26 protein-coding genes and 2 pseudogenes are annotated in these 17,475 nt (G+C 42.4%); 10 read left to right on the top strand and 18 right to left on the bottom strand.

Features of this window, described 5'->3' with window-relative positions; translation table 11 throughout:
• Positions 1–5 precede the first annotated feature (5 nt).
• A pseudogene (locus JCM16159_RS08160) lies at positions 6–1,168 on the top strand (LUD domain-containing protein).
• A gap of 20 nt (positions 1,169–1,188) precedes the next feature.
• Here JCM16159_RS08160 and JCM16159_RS08165 read toward each other — a convergent pair.
• From JCM16159_RS08165 to JCM16159_RS08170, 4 genes are all read right to left on the bottom strand, one after another.
• Complete coding sequence (locus JCM16159_RS08165) at positions 1,189–2,574, bottom strand: proton-conducting transporter membrane subunit (protein WP_243666382.1); 1,386 nt, start codon at positions 2,572–2,574, stop codon at positions 1,189–1,191.
• Between the two features lie 20 nt (positions 2,575–2,594).
• The gene (locus JCM16159_RS16260; RefSeq protein WP_243666383.1) at positions 2,595–2,756 is read right to left on the bottom strand and encodes a hypothetical protein; all 162 of its coding nucleotides are present in this window, start codon (positions 2,754–2,756) and stop codon (positions 2,595–2,597) included.
• A gap of 119 nt (positions 2,757–2,875) precedes the next feature.
• Positions 2,876–3,199 carry a hypothetical protein gene (locus JCM16159_RS16265; RefSeq protein WP_243666384.1) on the bottom strand — a complete coding sequence of 108 codons (324 nt, stop codon included), beginning with the start codon at positions 3,197–3,199 and terminating at the stop codon, positions 2,876–2,878.
• A gap of 5 nt (positions 3,200–3,204) precedes the next feature.
• Positions 3,205–4,584 carry a complex I subunit 5 family protein gene (locus JCM16159_RS08170; protein WP_243666385.1) on the bottom strand — a complete coding sequence of 460 codons (1,380 nt, stop codon included), beginning with the start codon at positions 4,582–4,584 and terminating at the stop codon, positions 3,205–3,207.
• A gap of 299 nt (positions 4,585–4,883) precedes the next feature.
• Here JCM16159_RS08170 and JCM16159_RS08175 point away from each other — a divergent pair, with 299 nt between their 5' ends.
• The 8 genes and pseudogenes from JCM16159_RS08175 (at position 4,884) to JCM16159_RS08205 (ending at position 10,014) form a co-directional block, all read left to right on the top strand.
• A complete protein-coding gene (locus JCM16159_RS08175; protein WP_054857502.1) occupies positions 4,884–5,441 on the top strand; it encodes a pyrimidine dimer DNA glycosylase/endonuclease V in 558 nt (185 codons plus the stop codon).
• 116 nt (positions 5,442–5,557) lie between these two features.
• Positions 5,558–7,952 (top strand): annotated as a pseudogene (locus tag JCM16159_RS08180) (tRNA(Met) cytidine acetyltransferase TmcA).
• A gap of 49 nt (positions 7,953–8,001) precedes the next feature.
• Complete coding sequence (locus JCM16159_RS19100; protein ID WP_367834397.1) at positions 8,002–8,136, top strand: hypothetical protein; 135 nt, start codon at positions 8,002–8,004, stop codon at positions 8,134–8,136.
• Between the two features lie 166 nt (positions 8,137–8,302).
• A complete protein-coding gene (locus JCM16159_RS08190; protein WP_054853446.1) occupies positions 8,303–8,698 on the top strand; it encodes a hypothetical protein in 396 nt (131 codons plus the stop codon).
• Positions 8,695–8,868, top strand: a complete 174-nt coding sequence (locus tag JCM16159_RS16270; protein WP_243666386.1) for a hypothetical protein — start codon at positions 8,695–8,697, stop codon at positions 8,866–8,868. The genes JCM16159_RS08190 and JCM16159_RS16270 overlap by 4 nt, the downstream gene beginning before the upstream one ends.
• Positions 8,869–8,920: 52 nt before the next feature.
• On the top strand, positions 8,921–9,085 hold the full coding sequence (locus tag JCM16159_RS16275) for a hypothetical protein (protein ID WP_243666387.1): 165 nt from the start codon (positions 8,921–8,923) through the stop codon (positions 9,083–9,085).
• Positions 9,072–9,731, top strand: coding sequence for a hypothetical protein (locus JCM16159_RS08200; protein ID WP_243666414.1), 660 nt, complete (start codon positions 9,072–9,074; stop codon positions 9,729–9,731). Before JCM16159_RS16275 ends, JCM16159_RS08200 begins: the two co-directional genes overlap by 14 nt.
• Positions 9,706–10,014 (top strand): hypothetical protein, encoded by a 309-nt coding sequence (locus tag JCM16159_RS08205; RefSeq protein WP_243666388.1) that lies wholly within the window; start codon positions 9,706–9,708, stop codon positions 10,012–10,014. The genes JCM16159_RS08200 and JCM16159_RS08205 overlap by 26 nt, the downstream gene beginning before the upstream one ends.
• A 102-nt stretch (positions 10,015–10,116) precedes the next feature.
• Here the strand turns inward: JCM16159_RS08205 and JCM16159_RS16280 are convergent, their stop codons facing one another.
• The 6 genes from JCM16159_RS16280 to JCM16159_RS16295 form a co-directional block, all read right to left on the bottom strand.
• Positions 10,117–10,278, bottom strand: a complete 162-nt coding sequence (locus tag JCM16159_RS16280; RefSeq protein WP_243666389.1) for a hypothetical protein — start codon at positions 10,276–10,278, stop codon at positions 10,117–10,119.
• 38 nt (positions 10,279–10,316) lie between these two features.
• Positions 10,317–10,964: a hypothetical protein gene (locus JCM16159_RS08210; protein ID WP_054857504.1), complete on the bottom strand. Its 648-nt coding sequence runs from the start codon at positions 10,962–10,964 to the stop codon at positions 10,317–10,319.
• A 117-nt stretch (positions 10,965–11,081) separates the two neighbouring features.
• A complete protein-coding gene (locus JCM16159_RS08215; protein ID WP_243666390.1) occupies positions 11,082–11,324 on the bottom strand; it encodes a hypothetical protein in 243 nt (80 codons plus the stop codon).
• On the bottom strand, positions 11,302–11,718 hold the full coding sequence (locus tag JCM16159_RS16285) for a hypothetical protein (RefSeq protein ID WP_243666391.1): 417 nt from the start codon (positions 11,716–11,718) through the stop codon (positions 11,302–11,304). Before JCM16159_RS16285 ends, JCM16159_RS08215 begins: the two co-directional genes overlap by 23 nt.
• A 7-nt stretch (positions 11,719–11,725) precedes the next feature.
• Positions 11,726–12,307, bottom strand: coding sequence for a type II/IV secretion system ATPase subunit (locus JCM16159_RS16290; RefSeq protein ID WP_243666392.1), 582 nt, complete (start codon positions 12,305–12,307; stop codon positions 11,726–11,728).
• A 17-nt stretch (positions 12,308–12,324) separates the two neighbouring features.
• Entirely contained in the window at positions 12,325–12,834 is a 510-nt protein-coding gene (locus JCM16159_RS16295; RefSeq protein ID WP_243666393.1) for a hypothetical protein, read from the bottom strand.
• A gap of 145 nt (positions 12,835–12,979) precedes the next feature.
• On the opposite strand from JCM16159_RS16295, the gene JCM16159_RS08225 reads away from it, so the two are divergent.
• Entirely contained in the window at positions 12,980–14,302 is a 1,323-nt protein-coding gene (locus JCM16159_RS08225; RefSeq protein WP_243666394.1) for a hypothetical protein, read from the top strand.
• A gap of 31 nt (positions 14,303–14,333) precedes the next feature.
• Here JCM16159_RS08225 and JCM16159_RS16300 read toward each other — a convergent pair whose 3' ends face one another.
• The 8 genes from JCM16159_RS16300 to JCM16159_RS08255 all read right to left on the bottom strand — a co-directional run bounded on the left by JCM16159_RS16300 (position 14,334) and on the right by JCM16159_RS08255 (position 17,469).
• A complete protein-coding gene (locus tag JCM16159_RS16300) occupies positions 14,334–14,831 on the bottom strand; it encodes a DHH family phosphoesterase (protein ID WP_243666395.1) in 498 nt (165 codons plus the stop codon).
• On the bottom strand, positions 14,828–15,322 hold the full coding sequence (locus tag JCM16159_RS16305) for a bifunctional oligoribonuclease/PAP phosphatase NrnA (protein WP_243666396.1): 495 nt from the start codon (positions 15,320–15,322) through the stop codon (positions 14,828–14,830). The genes JCM16159_RS16300 and JCM16159_RS16305 overlap by 4 nt, the downstream gene beginning before the upstream one ends.
• Positions 15,252–15,593 carry a DUF3194 domain-containing protein gene (locus JCM16159_RS08235; RefSeq protein WP_054857507.1) on the bottom strand — a complete coding sequence of 114 codons (342 nt, stop codon included), beginning with the start codon at positions 15,591–15,593 and terminating at the stop codon, positions 15,252–15,254. Before JCM16159_RS08235 ends, JCM16159_RS16305 begins: the two co-directional genes overlap by 71 nt.
• Before the next feature lie 343 nt (positions 15,594–15,936).
• A complete protein-coding gene (locus JCM16159_RS08240) occupies positions 15,937–16,293 on the bottom strand; it encodes a prefoldin subunit beta (RefSeq protein ID WP_054857508.1) in 357 nt (118 codons plus the stop codon).
• A gap of 77 nt (positions 16,294–16,370) precedes the next feature.
• On the bottom strand, positions 16,371–16,613 hold the full coding sequence (locus tag JCM16159_RS08245; protein ID WP_054857509.1) for a KEOPS complex subunit Pcc1: 243 nt from the start codon (positions 16,611–16,613) through the stop codon (positions 16,371–16,373).
• A 36-nt stretch (positions 16,614–16,649) separates the two neighbouring features.
• A complete protein-coding gene (locus tag JCM16159_RS08250) occupies positions 16,650–17,033 on the bottom strand; it encodes a hypothetical protein (protein WP_243666397.1) in 384 nt (127 codons plus the stop codon).
• Complete coding sequence (locus tag JCM16159_RS16310) at positions 17,015–17,194, bottom strand: hypothetical protein (RefSeq protein ID WP_243666398.1); 180 nt, start codon at positions 17,192–17,194, stop codon at positions 17,015–17,017. Before JCM16159_RS16310 ends, JCM16159_RS08250 begins: the two co-directional genes overlap by 19 nt.
• Positions 17,191–17,469: a 50S ribosomal protein L37ae gene (locus tag JCM16159_RS08255; RefSeq protein WP_243666399.1), complete on the bottom strand. Its 279-nt coding sequence runs from the start codon at positions 17,467–17,469 to the stop codon at positions 17,191–17,193. The genes JCM16159_RS16310 and JCM16159_RS08255 overlap by 4 nt, the downstream gene beginning before the upstream one ends.
• Positions 17,470–17,475: the final 6 nt, after the last annotated feature.

Raw genomic sequence — 17,475 nt, forward strand, 5'->3', positions numbered from 1 at the left:
CCAATATGGAGATCTCCACACCACCCAATTGGGACGTGGCAATAAATAGGGCGAAGGCTGCTAATGTAATAGTCTTTGAAATACTAAGGAAGTACCCATACCTAATGGATCTGGCAAAGGAACTTAGGAAGGCAAAGGAGGAAGTTATTAGAAACTTTGATTATTACATAGAACTGACCAAGAAATCCGTGGAGGGATTAGGCGGTAGGTTCTACCTCGCTGAGACGCCTGAGGAGGCTAGGGAGATCGTGGGTAAGATAGTGGGTAATGGCAAGGTTATTGTCATGAGTAAGAATAACGTGGCCACGGAGACGGAGCTTAGGCCATACCTTGAGAAGTTGGGTAATGAGGTTTGGGAGACCGACCTTGGGGAGTTCCTGGTACAAATAGCCAATGAGGAACCAAGCCACATACTGGCGCCTGCCCTTCACATGACCAAGGAAAGAATTGCCCAAATAATAAAGGAGAAGCTCGGAATCGACGTACAGCCAGACCCAGTCGCCATTGCCCAGAAGGCCAGGGAATTCCTTAGAGACAAGTTCTTCAGGCTAATGTGGGCATTACTGGGGCCAATGCCATAGCGGCCGACACGGGCGCGGTATTACTTGTTGAGAATGAGGGTAACATAAGAATGACCAGTGTACTTCCTCCGGTACATATTGTGTATGACGGTATTGAGAAAATCGTGCCCACACTATACCATGCAATGACCGAGACCCTCGTGCAGGCGGCGTATGCGGGGCTTTACCCACCAACATACGTGAACCTAACTGCTGGGCCTAGCAGTACTGCCGATGTTGAGTTGTACAGGGTATCACCTGCCCAGGGACCTAAGGAGTTCCACATGGTACTTGTGGACAATGGGAGGAGAAGAGCCGCAAAGGATCCAGTGCTTTGGGAAATACTGCTCTGCATAAGGTGTGGCAGGTGCAGCATGCACTGCCCAACCTACTGGGCAATAGGGCCGAGGTTCGGCAAGCCGCCGTACACGGGGCCTATGGGTATTCCATGGACAGCCGTGACTAGGGGCATAATGGAGGCAGGACCGGCCGCGATGCTCTGCACCCACTCTGGTAATTGTAAGGAGGTATGCCCAATGGGCATTGACCTACCTAAGTTAATATTGTATGTTAAGAATGAATATCTAAAACAAATAATGAGGAAATAATCATTTGAGATCTTTCAACTTTAAAGTAACGCAATTATTATTAATAATATTATCAGTATCGCCACGGCCAGCGTAACCAGAATCATCTCAAGGTAAGTCCTTAAGTAGCCTCTCTGTATCGTCCTTATGTACCTCGACAATGCGGTTGTTGCGTCTGGTATAATGAAGTTGAAGAATATATCAATGCCCCTGTAAATGTAGAATGCAGCAAGCGTTAGTATAGAGCCAAAGCCCGCTAAAACCACATCCATAAAGGCTTGTATATAATACCTCCTCTCGAAGATCTTCGTTATTAATCCTAAATTACCAACCCTAGGCCTTATCAGCGCGACTACGAATATTACCCATAAAACAATACCTATGGCAATAACCACAGGATCTATACCTGCTTCAATAAATATTTGGGGCTTTAATACAAAGGGTATTGCCAGGGCCGCCAGTGCCGCAGTACCTGTTATTACGTAGGCAGCAACCATCAATGGGTACTTCCCATGCTCCTCATGAACATGCGGCGCCTCACCCTTAATAAAGTTTAGAGATGCGAACCTCGCCAGGAAAGCCACGTAGGCCAGGCTAGCCAGTAGCATTAGTATGTACGCGCCGTAGCCAACCACGGATATAGTCTCCGTAGTCACTTCATCCATAGCTGCGTGTATCCAATAACCAGCTAGTGGTGGCACACCGCCAAGGGATATGGCTGCGGCTAACGTGGCGTAGAACGCAAGCTTCATCTTCTTACCAAGTTCTAGGTTACCCATGTTAAACCTGGTATGAGTTACGTGGATCAAATGCCCACTCACTAGGAATAACGTCGCCTTTGATAACGCATGGACTATTAAGTATGAGAATGCTACTAGAACCGCTAAAGGCACTACGTATTGACCAATGTTTATTGTTGCAAATGGTGATTGAGGTATAAACGGCGTTAATGCGGTCACGCCCATCATGAAGCCTAGTGAGGACATTGTGGATCCCGCCAGGATAACCTTCCTCTCATCAATCATCATCGCAAACAATGCGCCAAGTAAGGCCGTTAGGAGTCCTACGTAGACCGTCACTAGGTACATGATCTCAACGCCTGGGTAGGTGATAACGCCAGCTGCGTAGAGGGACTCGGTTAATCTCATGAATATGTAAACGCCTGCTGCGACCATCGTTGCCGAGTGAAGTAATGCTGAGACTGATGTTGGGCCTGTCATTGCTGTGAGCAACCAATCATTGAATGGAACTTGAGCGCTCTTGGTGTACGGACCAAACATAAAAGCTAATAGTAGGGCTACGGTACCACCAATACCGAGTGTTGATACTACATGTGACCAGTTTATGGCTGAGACACCACTTACCGGCGTTAGTATTAGGGAACCACCCAGTATACCTATTGCGGCTATTGCGCCGAGCATCGGCATGTCGCCGAACCTTATTGTGGCTATTGCCTATAGGCTGCATATGACGGTGTTGTCCAGGCCGGCTTATCGAGAATTAATTTCTCACCAAATCTACCAACGTAGGATAACTCATCATCATCCTTATACCAATGCCCTATCAATGCCCATGAACTAAAGCCAAGTCCTTCCCATCCAATAAACATGAATAATAAGTCATTAGCATACACAGTAAGTAACATGGATGCAGCAAAGAGATTATAGAAGAACCAGAACCAACCAAGTCTGTAATCATTGGCTAGGTAATCAAGACTGTAAATGCCGATTATGAAGCCAACCAGGCCGTTAGTAGGCCCATGTTTCGACTGAGGAAATTAACTACGAATGATACATATATGGTAATACTACCACCTGAGGTTGGTAGGATCATCCATGGCATATTATAGGCTACAATTTTCCACGGGAATGCAACCTCTATGTACGTAGCTATTATTGCAGAGATCCCAAGACCAATAACTGCTAAGTAGGCCAGTGGCCTAGCCTTCCTTGGGTCTTGGTTAAATAACCAGTAAATAGCTATTGGTGCTGCAAGTATTATAGGTGATAATAGCATTAATCCCATTAATTCACCAAGTAAACTTGAGAACATTACCATCACCTCATTATCATGCCAATACTCATTAATATTGAATGCACGATATATGTTGACGCTGGTGGGAATAAAAGTATTATCGCAGCTAGACCAAGCACGTATAATGGTATTACGAGCTTAGGATCAACATTAACCTTATGATAATTACCCCTAGGTTGTCCATAAAATACCTGCTTTAGGGCCCAAAAGCCGTAGTATCCCGTTAATACAAATATTGCGGCTAAACCAACGGCTAAACCAATAAATACCCATAGTGGGTATGATGGTAGTATGACATTCACTAAGCCGAGAAATAGGTAGAATTCAGCGAGCATTGATAGAGTTAATACTCCAGAAAGAGCCATCCAGCCAAGCACCGCGGCTGCACCAACTGATGGTATATATGTTTGTAACCCGCCCATCTTCCTTATATCAAACTCCTCATAGTAAACAATTATTGAGGCCGCGGTCATGAAGAGGACTGTTTTGCCGAACAAATGCGATATATAATGCATTGTTAACCCAAGTATTCCGTAAGAACCTAATGCCAGCCCTATTAGTAGGTACGTGGAGTTTGCCGCTGTTGAGTACGCCAGCAACCACTTATAATGATATTGATGCCTAATTACGCCAAGGCTTATTATGATGCCGCCAACTATGGCATAAATAAGTATTGGTAATCTAAACTCATCGATGAAGTATGGGGAAATGATGTATATCCTTGCTAATACGTAAGCCATTAAACCAACGAGACCCGATATCAGAGCTGCGACTGGTGTTGGGTGAGAACCGTGGACCCAGGGTATCCACACATGCGGACCAAAGCTTGGTAACTTAATTAGTAATCCAATGAACATCAGTGCCCATGCTATGAGCGATATGTTCTTTATCGCGGCGAGGTCCATGGTATTATTCTCTAGGGCAACCAGGACTGCGCCTATTAAGAATAATGTGCTCGCTAGCATTCCATATACGAAGTACAGAAGCGCTATCCAGCGCCTTGATCTGCCCTGGGTATCATAGCCATAGTAATAAATTAGTATGACCGGTGTTATTAGTGATACTTCAAGGGCTATATACATTAATAGTAGGTTGTATGAGTATATTAGTAATTCCATGCTTGCAGCACATAATGTGAAGAGTAGGTAGTATACGTCGAATTGCTCAGGTAGTTCCAGGACATGGAATCTATGCTTCATGTATGGATAAGAGGCAATCTCTAGCGCAACCCCCACAAGTGCTATTGCTAGGCCAAAGGCGTTGCTGAGACCATCACTTATTAAATACATCATGCCTATTGGTTTCGGTAAGTAACCAAGGGGTATTAAGTAAGTTTTACTGAGCGCTAGTAGGTATGAGGCATATACGAAAAGTGGTGCAAAAGAGGCCGAGGTAATTATCATGGCCGCCCTACTAAATTTTTTTTACCTATCACCCGGCTATTACTGAGGCTATGAAGGGTAAGGCTAATGACGCTATTAGTATGGGGTCGCTGTGTATTGGTATCATGCGATATCACCCTGGTTCAACGCCTCATTATTTGATGGGTCCTTTAACGTATTTTTTTACGTAATACCTATGTAATTGGATGCTATTCATAAGCATACGTGCCTTAAGGAGAGACCGTATTTTTAAGTACTACCTTCATTAACTATTACCTTAAGGACTAAAAATAAAGGCCTTCATAATTTACGTTCCATTAATGCAGGTGTTTAGGCCGTACATTGACCATGGGAAGTCGGCAGGTTTCCTGGATGATTTAAGGCTTGGTAAGCAGAGGGTTGAGGCTAAGCAGGTAATACTTGCAATACTTAGGAAGCTCGGCATTCTCAGGGATGGCAGGACTGGCTGGCTTAATCACCCAATAGTCCTCATGTACTTTAATAATGGGCACCCATACCTAGATGATTTAATCAAGTACTTCTACTCCGTTATTGATGAGTGGGAGCGCAGGGGCTTTGTGAATAATATTTCGTTAAGTGATGTTGAGCCGTTAATCAACCATATTAGTTATGAGTTGGGGACGCCGGTGACCGAGGTTATGGCTCGGGAATACCGTAGGGTATTACTACTTAAGGACCCTTGTTATTACGTAAATAAATTAAGTACTGATGAGCTGCTTGAGTTACTGAATACGGAGCCTGTGTACTTTAAGGGTGTTAATACGTGGATTAGGGATGTCTATGACTCATACATTGAGTTCATGAGCATGCTCAGGAGAGGCCAGGTATCCTGCAGGTCAATATTCCCGAGGAGGTGAGTCATCCTTCTCGCCCGTCACTCATCACTTCTCAGAACCAACGCGCCTAATCACCAATGATTACTACCTGCATATGTTTATAAGCCTAATTCGCATTGTAAGGCTGTACAGAGGATATGGGCTGGGCAGAGCTGTTGCAGGACTTGGTTAAGGAGGGGTTATCCTCAAACCATAGGAGGCTCGTGGTCCTTGTAGGTACTGATGAGGAAAAACTCGCCAAGTATGCCGCTGAGGTCCTCAGGGTATTTTCATCAATTGTTAAGGAGCCGCATGGACTGTACATGTATCAACCCGAGTATCCCGATGCGCAGAGAAGGATGGGTAAATTTAAGGAGCTTGTTAAGGGGGTTTCCGCAAGTATTGATTATAAGCCGTACAAGGATACGGATAAGCTCCTCGGTACTACTGTCGACTTCGCAATACTGGACTTAATGAATGACCTAAAGCCAAATGATGTTGGTAGGCTGGGGGGTATTGTTAGGGGTGGCGGTATTTACATATTCATGGTACCACCGTTGGATGAGTGGGTTAAGCAATTAACGAAGTTTCAGCAAAGCCTATTGGTTCCCCAGTACAGGCCTGAGGATGTTAGGCATTTCCTGAAGGTTAGGTTTTGGAATAAGTTAATGGGTATGGGTAAGGCGTTAATAATCAATGTTAATAATGATGAGGTAATCAAGGAACCTGTCATTGGTGATTCACAGCCCTGGAAGCCAAGGGAGGTAGTAATGCCAGAGAGGATTAGGTTTTCGAAGGCCATTTACGAATTGGCTAAGACCCAGGACCAGGTCGAGGCCCTTAAAGCAATGGAGGTACTGCTGGAGAGGCCTCCGAGGGGTAAGAAGGTGGATGTTGTGTTGATAGCGGATAGGGGTAGGGGTAAGTCGGCAATCATTGGCTTGGCGCTGGCGGCCCTTGCTCATAGGCTTAGGAAGGTTAAGGGTAGGGCCAGGTTCGCAGTCACGGCAATGAACCCGAGCAATGTATCAACACTGATGGAGTTCGTGATAAAGGGCCTTAAGGCGTTGAATTACGATGTAGACGTGAGTTACTGGGGTGGTGATGTTGTTTCGGTTAAGGTTGGCATCTCCATCTTCATAGATTATGTGAAGCCGTACGACATGCTTAGTGAGGAGGGTAGGGATATCGTCGTAGTTGATGAGGCTGCGATGATACCGCTCCCAGTGCTTTATGGAATACATGAGAGATTTGGCAGGGTTATATATGCATCCACAATACATGGTTATGAAGGTGCCGGTAGAGGCTTCAGCCTTAGGTTTCTTAAGTACTTGCATGAGGATAAGAACACAAGGGTCATTGAGTATGAGCTTAAGGAGCCAATTAGGTATGCACCCAATGACCCAGTGGAGCAGTGGCTGTTTGATACTTTATTGCTTGATGCTGAACCTGCGAAGATAACCGAGGAGGATTATGAATTAATAAATAGACACGAGTTTAATTACTTGATTCCAGATCTTAAGGAGTTCTTTCTATTAAGTGAGGATAGGTTAAGGCAATTCTTTGGTATTTATGTTCAGGCCCACTATAGGAATGAACCGATGACTTGGGAATGATGATGGACGCGCCCCATCACTTCATAAGGGCCTTAACACTTGGTAATGGTAAGATCGTGGTATCCGTGGAGTTGGCCGAGGAGGGTGGTATAAGCGATGAGTTAATTGACATGGTTGTGAGGGGGCTAAAATTGCCTGGAAATATAATACCGGACAGACTAATTAAGTATTGGGGGCTCACGGACTTTGCTAAGTTAAGGGGTTGGAGAATTATTAGGATTGCGACGCACCCTGAGCTTCAGGACAGGGGCCTTGGTACTGAGATGCTTAGGAGGATTGAGGAGGAGGCCAGGGAAAAGGGCATTGATTGGGTTGGTGTTGGTTTTGGCGTCAACGCTAAGCTACTGAATTTCTGGATTAGGAATGGTTACATGCCAGTACACATAAGTCCCGAGAGGAATCCAATAAGCGGTGAGTATAGTGTATTGCTTGTTAAGCCAATAAGTGAGAAGCCAGAGACGCGGCCATCTATGCAAACAAGGAGTTTAGGCTAAGACTACTTAATTCATTGCAGGGTCCGTTCCATGACATGGAACCTGACGTTGTTAGAATGCTATTGACCGATTGGGGCCAAGCCCTGGACCCCAATTATAGTCCTAGACTCACTGAGGCTCAGGCAAGGCGCTTAATCGCGTACTCATGGGGTCCAATGACCTATGAGAATACGGCAGATGCAATAACAGAGCTTGTTAAGACGTACTACCTTAGGAAGGGCATTGATAATATCGCATTGCCGCAATACTATGAGGAGACCTTGATTTGTAAGGTGTTACAGGCAAGACCTTGGAGGGAATCAGCTAAGGTTCTTGGTATCAGGAAGTCAACGCTTATGCTCATGCTCAGAGAGGTAGTTAAAGTTCTCATCCAATACTATGTAAAGTATATCGAAATACCAGAATATATGATAAGTGTTACTAAATCGCAAAAAAAGAGGTAAGTAGTTTTAGAGTGTTAGCTTTAAAATTAGTTGCTAATTCATTGAATGCATGGCTAAAAATGGTAAGAGAAGAATCGTGATCGAGGTGGATGAGCATCAATACGAAGAGTTAAAAAGGCTCAAGCAAGCATCTCATTCAAAGAATTGGGCTGATCTGCTCATTAAGTGCTTGATAATTCATTAATTATAGCTGAGATAATGGCTATTCATAATGATATTAAGGATATAAATAGGGCCATAAATGAAATCTCTAGATTAATTAGGGAAGAGACGTAACAGCGCGTCTCATGTATACCCAATGTTATTCGCACAAGTAAAGAATAAATATAGCTTAATTAATGAGAATCTGAATGTTAGTGCTATTATTTAATACGATTGAGGATGCCATAAACAAATTGAGCATCATTAAAGACCAATTATTAAACCTGAGGGAACACTATGGATTAATTAAGGAGAGAATGAAGGAAAACGCCGAAACTGAGGAGAGACTTGTAAGGCTTGGTTTTCAGCCATCCCACCGTGTAATAACGGTCCAGGCCATACCCCAGATTATAAATATACACATAATGCCTCACTCAGCATGGCTATTAAATAAGTTAGGTGCAATAGAGAATAATATTAATTACGTTATAAATGAAATTGAAAAGATAAGCAATTATTTAAATAGAATTAAAGATAGAAATGCATCTATTATGATAATAATAGATTATACAAATAAGAAGACGAGGTTGGTGATAATGCCATGAGCACCAACGTAGACATAAGCATAGAAATCGATGAACTATACAAGAGAGTACTGGAGAATAAGAAGAGAGTTACGGAATACGTTAAGGGCCTCTATGAAGTATATAGCAAGATCACCGGCATTGTAGACCTACCGGTGAAAAGCGAAAAAAATACTTATCGACATACCTAACTCAATTCCAATAATAATATATAAGAGACCATCGAGGGAGGCCTATAGGGAATTGTTCTCGAGAGCTATACAACTCCTTAAGCTGGAATATGCAGTTTACGAGATCCTTGAGGGTAGGCTAAGCAAGCTTAAGGATCACGGTCTTAAAGCCATGGTTAGGTACTTCGCTGATGTACCATCTCTGGTGGTGATCGACCTTGATAGTGCTAAGAAGTGATAAACTAAAGAACACGATCCTAGATCTTGGTAGTAGGCTTAATGAAATACTGCAAGTTCTCAATGAGATGTATGCAATCAATCTTGATAACGAGACTGTGAGCAAATTAATAAGGGAATTAAGGAGTAAGTCATCTTCGGCCAGGTATACTAAGGGTGGCACGAATGTAACATCTAAGGTGGGTGATATTGAGGTTATTTACGTGTTAACGGCCAGTGGTTATAAGGATATAATTAGGGACGCTATTAATTATTACACAAACGTACTCATGGCTATTAAGCAGATTACGGAATTTAGCGAAAAACTCGGTATAGGCGATAATTATACGGTTATTATTGATGGTTCATCGATAGACGTAATCATAGGTTACTCATTACCTGATGTGTCAGATTTACCATTATTAACTCTATCGAGCATTAAGGAGATGGCGGAAATACCCAGCGTTTTGGTTGGCATTACTGGCTTGACTGCCGATGAGTTGGCTAAGGTAATGGTGACTATTGATAACTTGATCTCCTCAATGAGCACTGGCTCAAATAGCTTTGAAACAGTTGTGAAAATAAGTGATATAAATTACCCAGAACCCTTTAAGAAAATTGAGGAATTGATTGGTGGTGCGCATGATCATCGAGATCAAGAGATATAACTCGTTAAATGAGATGATTCAATCCCTAAAGAACGAACTAAGTAATTCATATAGGTTCATGTACATGCTTAAGCAGAATTGGAACGAGATACTAGGTACTGAAAGTAGCACTACATTGGCAAGCGAAATATCAGAAAATATTAGATTTATTGATGGTTCCTCAGAGGTGTTTTCCGTGAGAATTGTCTATAAGCCGGGCACCAATACGAGAAATAATGTGATTAATGATGTTGCCGGATATATGCAGAAAAAAATCAGCAATTATAAAGTCGGTAATCGATAGACTCGAGTCACTCTACATTGATAAGGATCGCCCAATAATTGCATTACTTGTTGATTCAATACCAATAATGATAATTATGCAGGGTGAGGAGGGTGCCTAATTTTACCTATTGATCATTATAAGCTTCCTTGGTACTCCATCAACGTATATAACCAATACCTGCGAATTACCCATGTATTGAGAAATATCATTATCATGCACTAACCTCTCAACTATATTGTTAAACTCATTAACATAGTTACTTATTAATTGGGTATCGTTCATTAACTCATTGGCTATCTCCTCCGGCCTTACATAAACTACTAATCCCTCTTCGACAACCTTTGTCTTCTTCTGTTTCTTAAAGACTGACTCCTCCTTAAGGTTAAACCAAGCATTGCGGCTTTACTCTCATATTGCCTAGCCCTTAATAGGAATGGGACCTCCTTATTCATGCTCTCTGCAATTCCTTTAATGTCCATGAACCTTCTTGAGATACTTATTATAGCGTCTGTCCAACCATCATAGTACTCAATCCAGCTACCCAATGTCTCATTAGTTGATGCACCGGATTTTAGCTCATTAATTGTTTCATTAATAAGCCTATCCAAATCCTCGGGTTTAATTTCAGTCCTCTTCTCAACCTTCGGCTTACTAATGACGTTACTCGGCCTTTTAATTCCTCTTTGATCCTGCTTTAATCCAAGGAGTGATCGTATATCCACATTCATGTACTTACTTGCTAATATGGATATTCCATAGCCTATGGCTAAGCCAATTACCGGAAGTAATATGTATTTAATACTAAGGTATTGGTTAATTGAGAAATTAGGTAGTATGTAGGGTATTAGCATCAATATTGCGTAGATACCAAGGAGCGGTATTATAACCGTTAATGGCGGCCTAATCAAGCCTAGTACAATCATGCCAATCATTATTGCGATTATTAATATGGGTATTGGTATTATCATGAGCCTTCACCTAAGGTCAATGGTTGCGATAATAAAACCCTGCTTGGTATTCCATTCTCTAATTCGAGTAGTACGATACCCGTATAATTACTGTCGTTGAATATGTTCTTTATTTCCTCAAGTAGCGTGTTTATGGCTTTGATTCTTATATCGATTTTTTTCGGCTAATCCCCTGATCTCCGTTATTCTTTCTCTCTTTATTGTGAGACTACCATCCTTATCTATCTCAATTATATCCACAAGTGAATCCTTGCTTAATTCCTCCTCTATTACTTTCTTGGCTATTAATAACTTATTCAATTCCTCACTTAAATACTTAACCAGGGAATTAATATCCTTAAACCTGAGCAACGCTCTCAACCTCGCTCACCTTGCCGAAGACATGGTTAAGTACTAAGTCTGGATTCGTATAGTATGCCTGCACGTACATTGAAACATCCTCGAAGTTATACACCTCGTTCTTCACCATCCAATTAACAATCTTAGCTCTAGTCTCTATCTCCCTGAGTAGTTCGTCGACGTCCTTACCAGTCATGTCACTTATCTGCCTAATTAAGACGCTCTTGTCCACGTATGACTCGTGAGTATCAGTTCTCGGGTTCCATCTGAACACTGTGTTAAACCTAATCTTGTCACCATCCATGTAAACCTCACCAACCTCAGTAACCCTCCTCGTTAACCTACCACCGATCTTAACCCTCTTAATCATGACGAATATGTTCATGGCGGGTATGTAGGCCGGTGGTATGTTCATTGGTGGCTCATGAGCTATTAACGGCAGCCTCAAAGGACTCCGCGTGCATTGTCGATATGCCACTGTGGCCTGTGTTCACGGCTTGGAACAATACGTAGGCCTCCTCACCCCTGATCTCACCAACGATTAGGTAATCAGGCCTCATTCTAAGTGTTGCCTTAACCAAGTCAAATAGCGTGATCTCATTTATCTTCTCAGCGCCGTAACTCTGCCTGGTGACGAGTCTGACCCAATTCTTATGAGGCAGGTTTATCTCTGGGACCTCCTCAACGGTTATTATCTTCATGTGGGGCTTAATGAATGTTGCCATGGCATTGAGGAAACTCGTCTTGCCGGCGCCCGTGACGCCAAGCACCAGGAATGACCTACCATTATCAAGCATTACCCAGAAGTAACCAGCAATCTCGGCACTAATGTTACCGTACCTAACCAGCTCCGTGAACGTTAGCGGATTCTTCCTAAACTTCCTTATCGTGAATGTTGAACCACCTGGCGAGACCTCCCTCCTATATGTGACGGCTATTCTAGAACCATCAGGCAGCTGGGCATCAACTATTGGCGTCGCTACTGAAACGTGCCTACCGGACATGTGTATTAATTTAACGACTAAGTCATCAAGGCTTGGTCGGTCATTGGCACAATGTTTGTTGGTATGGACTCATACTTCCTATGAAATACATAGACTGGCCTGCCGACGCCGTCGCATGATATATCCTCAATATTCTCATCCCTCATTAAGGCATCTATTGGTCCATAACCGAGCAAGTCCCTCTCCATGTAGTATAGAAACTTGGCAAAGGATGATGACTGTACATTCCTGAAGAGTCTCCTATACCTACCAACAATCTTCTTCAGTTCATTGAGAAGGTAATTCTTAACATCGCCCATCTTCATTAAATCCTCAGGCGGTGGTAATTCGAGCATGACGATCCTCACCAACTCCTTGTATACCTGCTGTTCAATTGAATCAAGTGTTATCTCCTCTAGGTAGTACATAATGTCTCCGGTCCTTTCGTCTTGAATTATTGTGGCATATGCGAACGGTTCGTATAATGAGTACCTCTCCAGTTCCTTGAATTGTCCTACTGGCTTTATTAACTGAAAGTCTAAACTCATTCAGTTTTATTAAAGAACAGACCTCTAAAAATACTTTCTGTTTCATAACTTCTTTATCTTCAACGATGAGAAACTTATATATAACCGTAGGTAGTATTAAATGGTGATGGTAATTAATAAATGGGTAATATTTGCTATATCTCTAATGATGATATTAATATTAGTCGCATTTATTTCCTACGCAAACACTATTTATGGGCCAGCACCAACACCCATGGTTTATACAACGTACGTAATAACCATGAACCTAACAGACTCAAGACCATCGATACAGTTTCTCAATGCAATCCTAAATAATTACCCACTAACCTACCGTGAGGACTCATTAATAACTAATACAACACCTGTTTGGAAGGTCACAGCAAATAGGGAGTTCACGCTATACATAATTAATGCCTCAGTGACCACTAACCAACAGGCAATTTTACTCAATACAACGGCAATAACCAATAACACCGGTGGTATCTCATGGACGCTGAAAATTCCCTCATACCTAGTATATCCACAATCCGTATACGCCAACTGGGATGTATTAATAACTGAGGACTTAAACGGGGTGAAATACGTAGTCTTCGCCTTCGAGACAGGTAATGAGAGTCTTGCGCAGGTATTAAGTGGGTTAAGTACGGTTGGTGGTTACCTAGTTGCCCTCAATGGTGAGCCGTATTACCTATGGAATTACTACTATGGATATAACCCAGCCACGGACAGCGTCGGTAAGTACTATGAAGTTAGCTTGCCTGGATTAAGTATATTCATGATGTGGGTTGGCCAGGGAGAGAATGCGAGTTCATGGCCAAGTGCAGGATTTCAGGAGGTTCTCCAGATCCTTAGTTATTCATTTAGTGAGTATGTAAATTCATCATTGATTATATACTCGACCCTCAGCCCTAACATAACCATTGGTGAAATCACCAATTATGGATATACCGTATATCAAAGGCCAAGGCTTGTGCCATTTGGACCCATTATTTACGTATCGCCAATAGTATTACTACCAAATGGCACATTAATAAATCCAACCTGCATACCAAATACCTATTACCTATTGCAGGTTAATTACGTTACACAAGGTGGTTATTCAATCCCTATCTATGAAACAAAGAACTACCCAATGGGACTATACCTACTCAACGAATCGCTACTCTTCGGAGGTTACTTACAGGCGTATGACTTTTTCAACAGGTCAGTGATACCAGTGACCCCAGTACAGTATTTATCACCCATTTATCAACCACGGATGAGCACAGTTTCATGGTGTAAATTACAGGTATTTCAAGTGCCTGGTAATGGCGATATACTAAGTAATCAGACAATTAATGGCGTCATTAATGGTAATGATACAATAACCGTAAATAATAACATAGATATTAATAAAGTGAATGCTCAAAACACGATCTACATACTTAATGTACTTTCGCATGTCATGAATGGCTTCCTCAAGCTACTAAGATTAATTGTGAGATAAAATTATTTTCCCTGCGATGTATTCACATAGATTAATCATTTATTCTTATGGTTTTCACATGAAGTTTCTGTTCGATACTATTCAATGCCTTAAACAATAATGTGGTTATGTCAATCCTCTCCTTAACACTTAAGGCAGCAGCCGTTGCGTGACCACCGCCCTCGCCATTAAAGTACCGTGCCAGTTCATTGAAGATCTCTGCAAGCGATACCCTCTCCGCAATCCTCTTGTTACACCTACCAAATAGCCTTACTTCATTATCGTGTTCTGAGGCTACTAATGCCACATCACAACCAGCCCTAATCAGAACATCTGCCAATGATGATTCATAAGCATTCACATTACTTAAACACACAATATAGTCGCTAAACCTATAGGCCCTCATTCTCAATAAACCCTTAATACGAGCCATCTTCTCCGAAAAAGTCATCTCCTCAACCATTGCATTAACTATGTCCCTGTAATCCCTACCAGCCAACCTGAGTAACCAGGCCAATACCTCAAAGGTCTCAGGCCTAGCCCTACTCAACCTGCCACTATCGCTGAGAATGCGCCAATGAGCAGGGTGGCAACCTCGCTACTTGGCTCGATACCTAGCTCCCTAAATATTTGAGCAATAATCTCTGAGCAACTTGTGGCATCTGGATCAATAAAGGCAACTGTTGGTGCTATATTACGCACCTCATGGTGATCAATAACCACCACAGGCCTATTGCCTATGATGTTTCTGAACTCATTCAATTGCGCATATGTACTAACATCAACTAGAAATACCAAACTTAATTCACCACAACTATCTAATCCTTGATAGTTAATGCCAAGTTTGCTGATGAATGACTTAACCGAGTAGGACGGCCCCTCAGGAACCACAAGGAACGCCTCATGACCAAGCCTATTAATTAACTCCCTGGTGGCCACTCCACATGCATACGCATCTAAGTCAGCATGCCTATGTGTTATTACGCAGGCTCTTTGCGTATTCCTCAGCAATTCTCTCAATTTCTCCAGCTGGTAAACCAACCAATTCACCCCTCCTAAACTTACCTATTAGGTAATCCGCTATTTTAAATCCAAACTCAACAGCACTATTAATAATACCATCAAGATTCTCCATCAGCGGATTAGTCATCACATCAATACTTATCTCGAGTGTATAACTATTAGTATCAAATCCGACATCAATTACAACATCCTCAAGAAGTCTCTCAGGGAGTCTACGCATTAAGTACTTGTAAATCTCATCAGCGATAATATTAACGATTTCACCAAGAACCTCATTATCAATGCTCATTACACCTAACCACCATACTCTGTAACTTTACCCAAATAAATATAACTCCACATCCAGGGACGCTCACAGAGTTACTTACTCATTTACTCATAATTCACTAATAAACGAATAAGCCTTAATGGGCAATCAACGGCTAAAGACTTATAACTACGGCAATCAAGCGCAAGCCAGCGCCGTTGGGTATAAACCACGTCAACAATACGAACATTCACAGTACAAAGCGCAACAAAGCACTCAAAATCATGACCAATGACATAACGAACTCATCCAAACCCAGCTACAGAAGAACAAAGTTAAGGAGACAATGAATAACTTAAGGGGGATTAAGCACCCGTGTGTTTAATCATTTCGTTGCCTGGAGCTTAGACAATGCCTCGTTTATCTGGGTTCTTAAGTCCTCGATCTGCTTCATAAGCATGCTCTCCTGCTTTGATAGAGTCTTTATGTGAAGCTCGAGAAGTTCCTTCCTATCCTTAAGCTCCTGGAGTGCTTGATCCTTGGTCACCAAGACTAGGAAGGAACCAACGATCTTGTAAACCTTGCTCTCGGCAGGTATTTTCTCAATCTCTGAAATAGCCCTCTCAACTTCCTTAAGCTCACTCTCGAATTGTTGCTTCCTAACCCTGACACTATTTAACTGATCCTGTAGCGCCTGAAGTTTCTCCAGGTCTGACTGTAACGATGGTGGTAATGAACTCATTAAGGCTCCATTGATATAAGCCTTAATAAATATTAATCCGCATGCTGGCTATAGGTGGCTCTATCCTATACAGGGCATTAACTAAGTTCCTCAACCCTGAATATTAAGTATAGAGACTTCATAACTCCATTAACTAGGCTTCTTAAGCTTGTTAAGTCCCTGGCACATGCAATTATAACCACATCATCATTAACCACGTTAACGCTTACGTACCCCCTTCCAAACCTCATCTCCTTCTCGAGTGTTCTGAATGATTTAATTAGTAATTCCTTATCAACACCCTCTAACGTAAACACCGCCTTAAATTCGCACTCACTCAATCCTAATCACCTTAGGTCTTGTGTAAATAACGTCACTTATCCTAATGAAGGGACCGTAAGGGCTAGATCCCTACCATTTAGTATCTGTAGCTCATAATAATTATTGATCCTATGAATTAGGAAAATCGAGTCATACATACCCCTAACACTTTCGAAATCATAAGCCCTTATACTTGGTAACCCAATGTACTCACTTAGCACATCCATAACCTCGGTATACTCTCTCAGAGATATTACAATTCCACTACTTGCCCTCAACCTACGAGTAACATTGACAGGCATGTCCATCAATAACTTAACACCGAGTATCCTTATCAAATATGGCATTACCTCAATTACCCCTTCCCTGACCCTTAGAAAACGCATGAAACCTGGGTTACCGCCCCTGGAACCAATGTAAATTATCCTATCGGCTCCCAAGCAAGAGCCTTACTTGCAACCTCAATAATTGATAACTTACCCCTATTAACCTTAACCGCATTTGGGATAACCAACTCCAACTCATTGAGGAATTGCCTCATTCTAATGCCGGCGTCTCTTGATGATGTTAATGCTATAAGACCCATTATGGTACTGCTCACTTGGTGCCTTGCTTAGCCGCGGCCTCCGTTGCCAGTGTTTTACCCATTATCGTCTGCGGAATCCAGGCACCACCGGCGAAAGTATAACCACACTTGGGGCACCTCCAGATTCCGAAGGCTATCCGCTCCATCCTAACCAGAGACCTACACCTTGGGCACCTGTGCTTACCTCTTTGTTTAACCTCTATTTGCAGAACCTTTCTTCTAACGCCCATGCCGTACCTAGCGCCGTACCTCCCTGTGGGCCCTACAATCTTTGTATGGCTAAATGGCATCAAGGG

The organism is Vulcanisaeta sp. JCM 16159, assembly GCF_001316265.1.
In the GTDB taxonomy this organism is placed as follows: Archaea; Thermoproteota; Thermoprotei; order Thermoproteales; family Thermocladiaceae; genus Vulcanisaeta.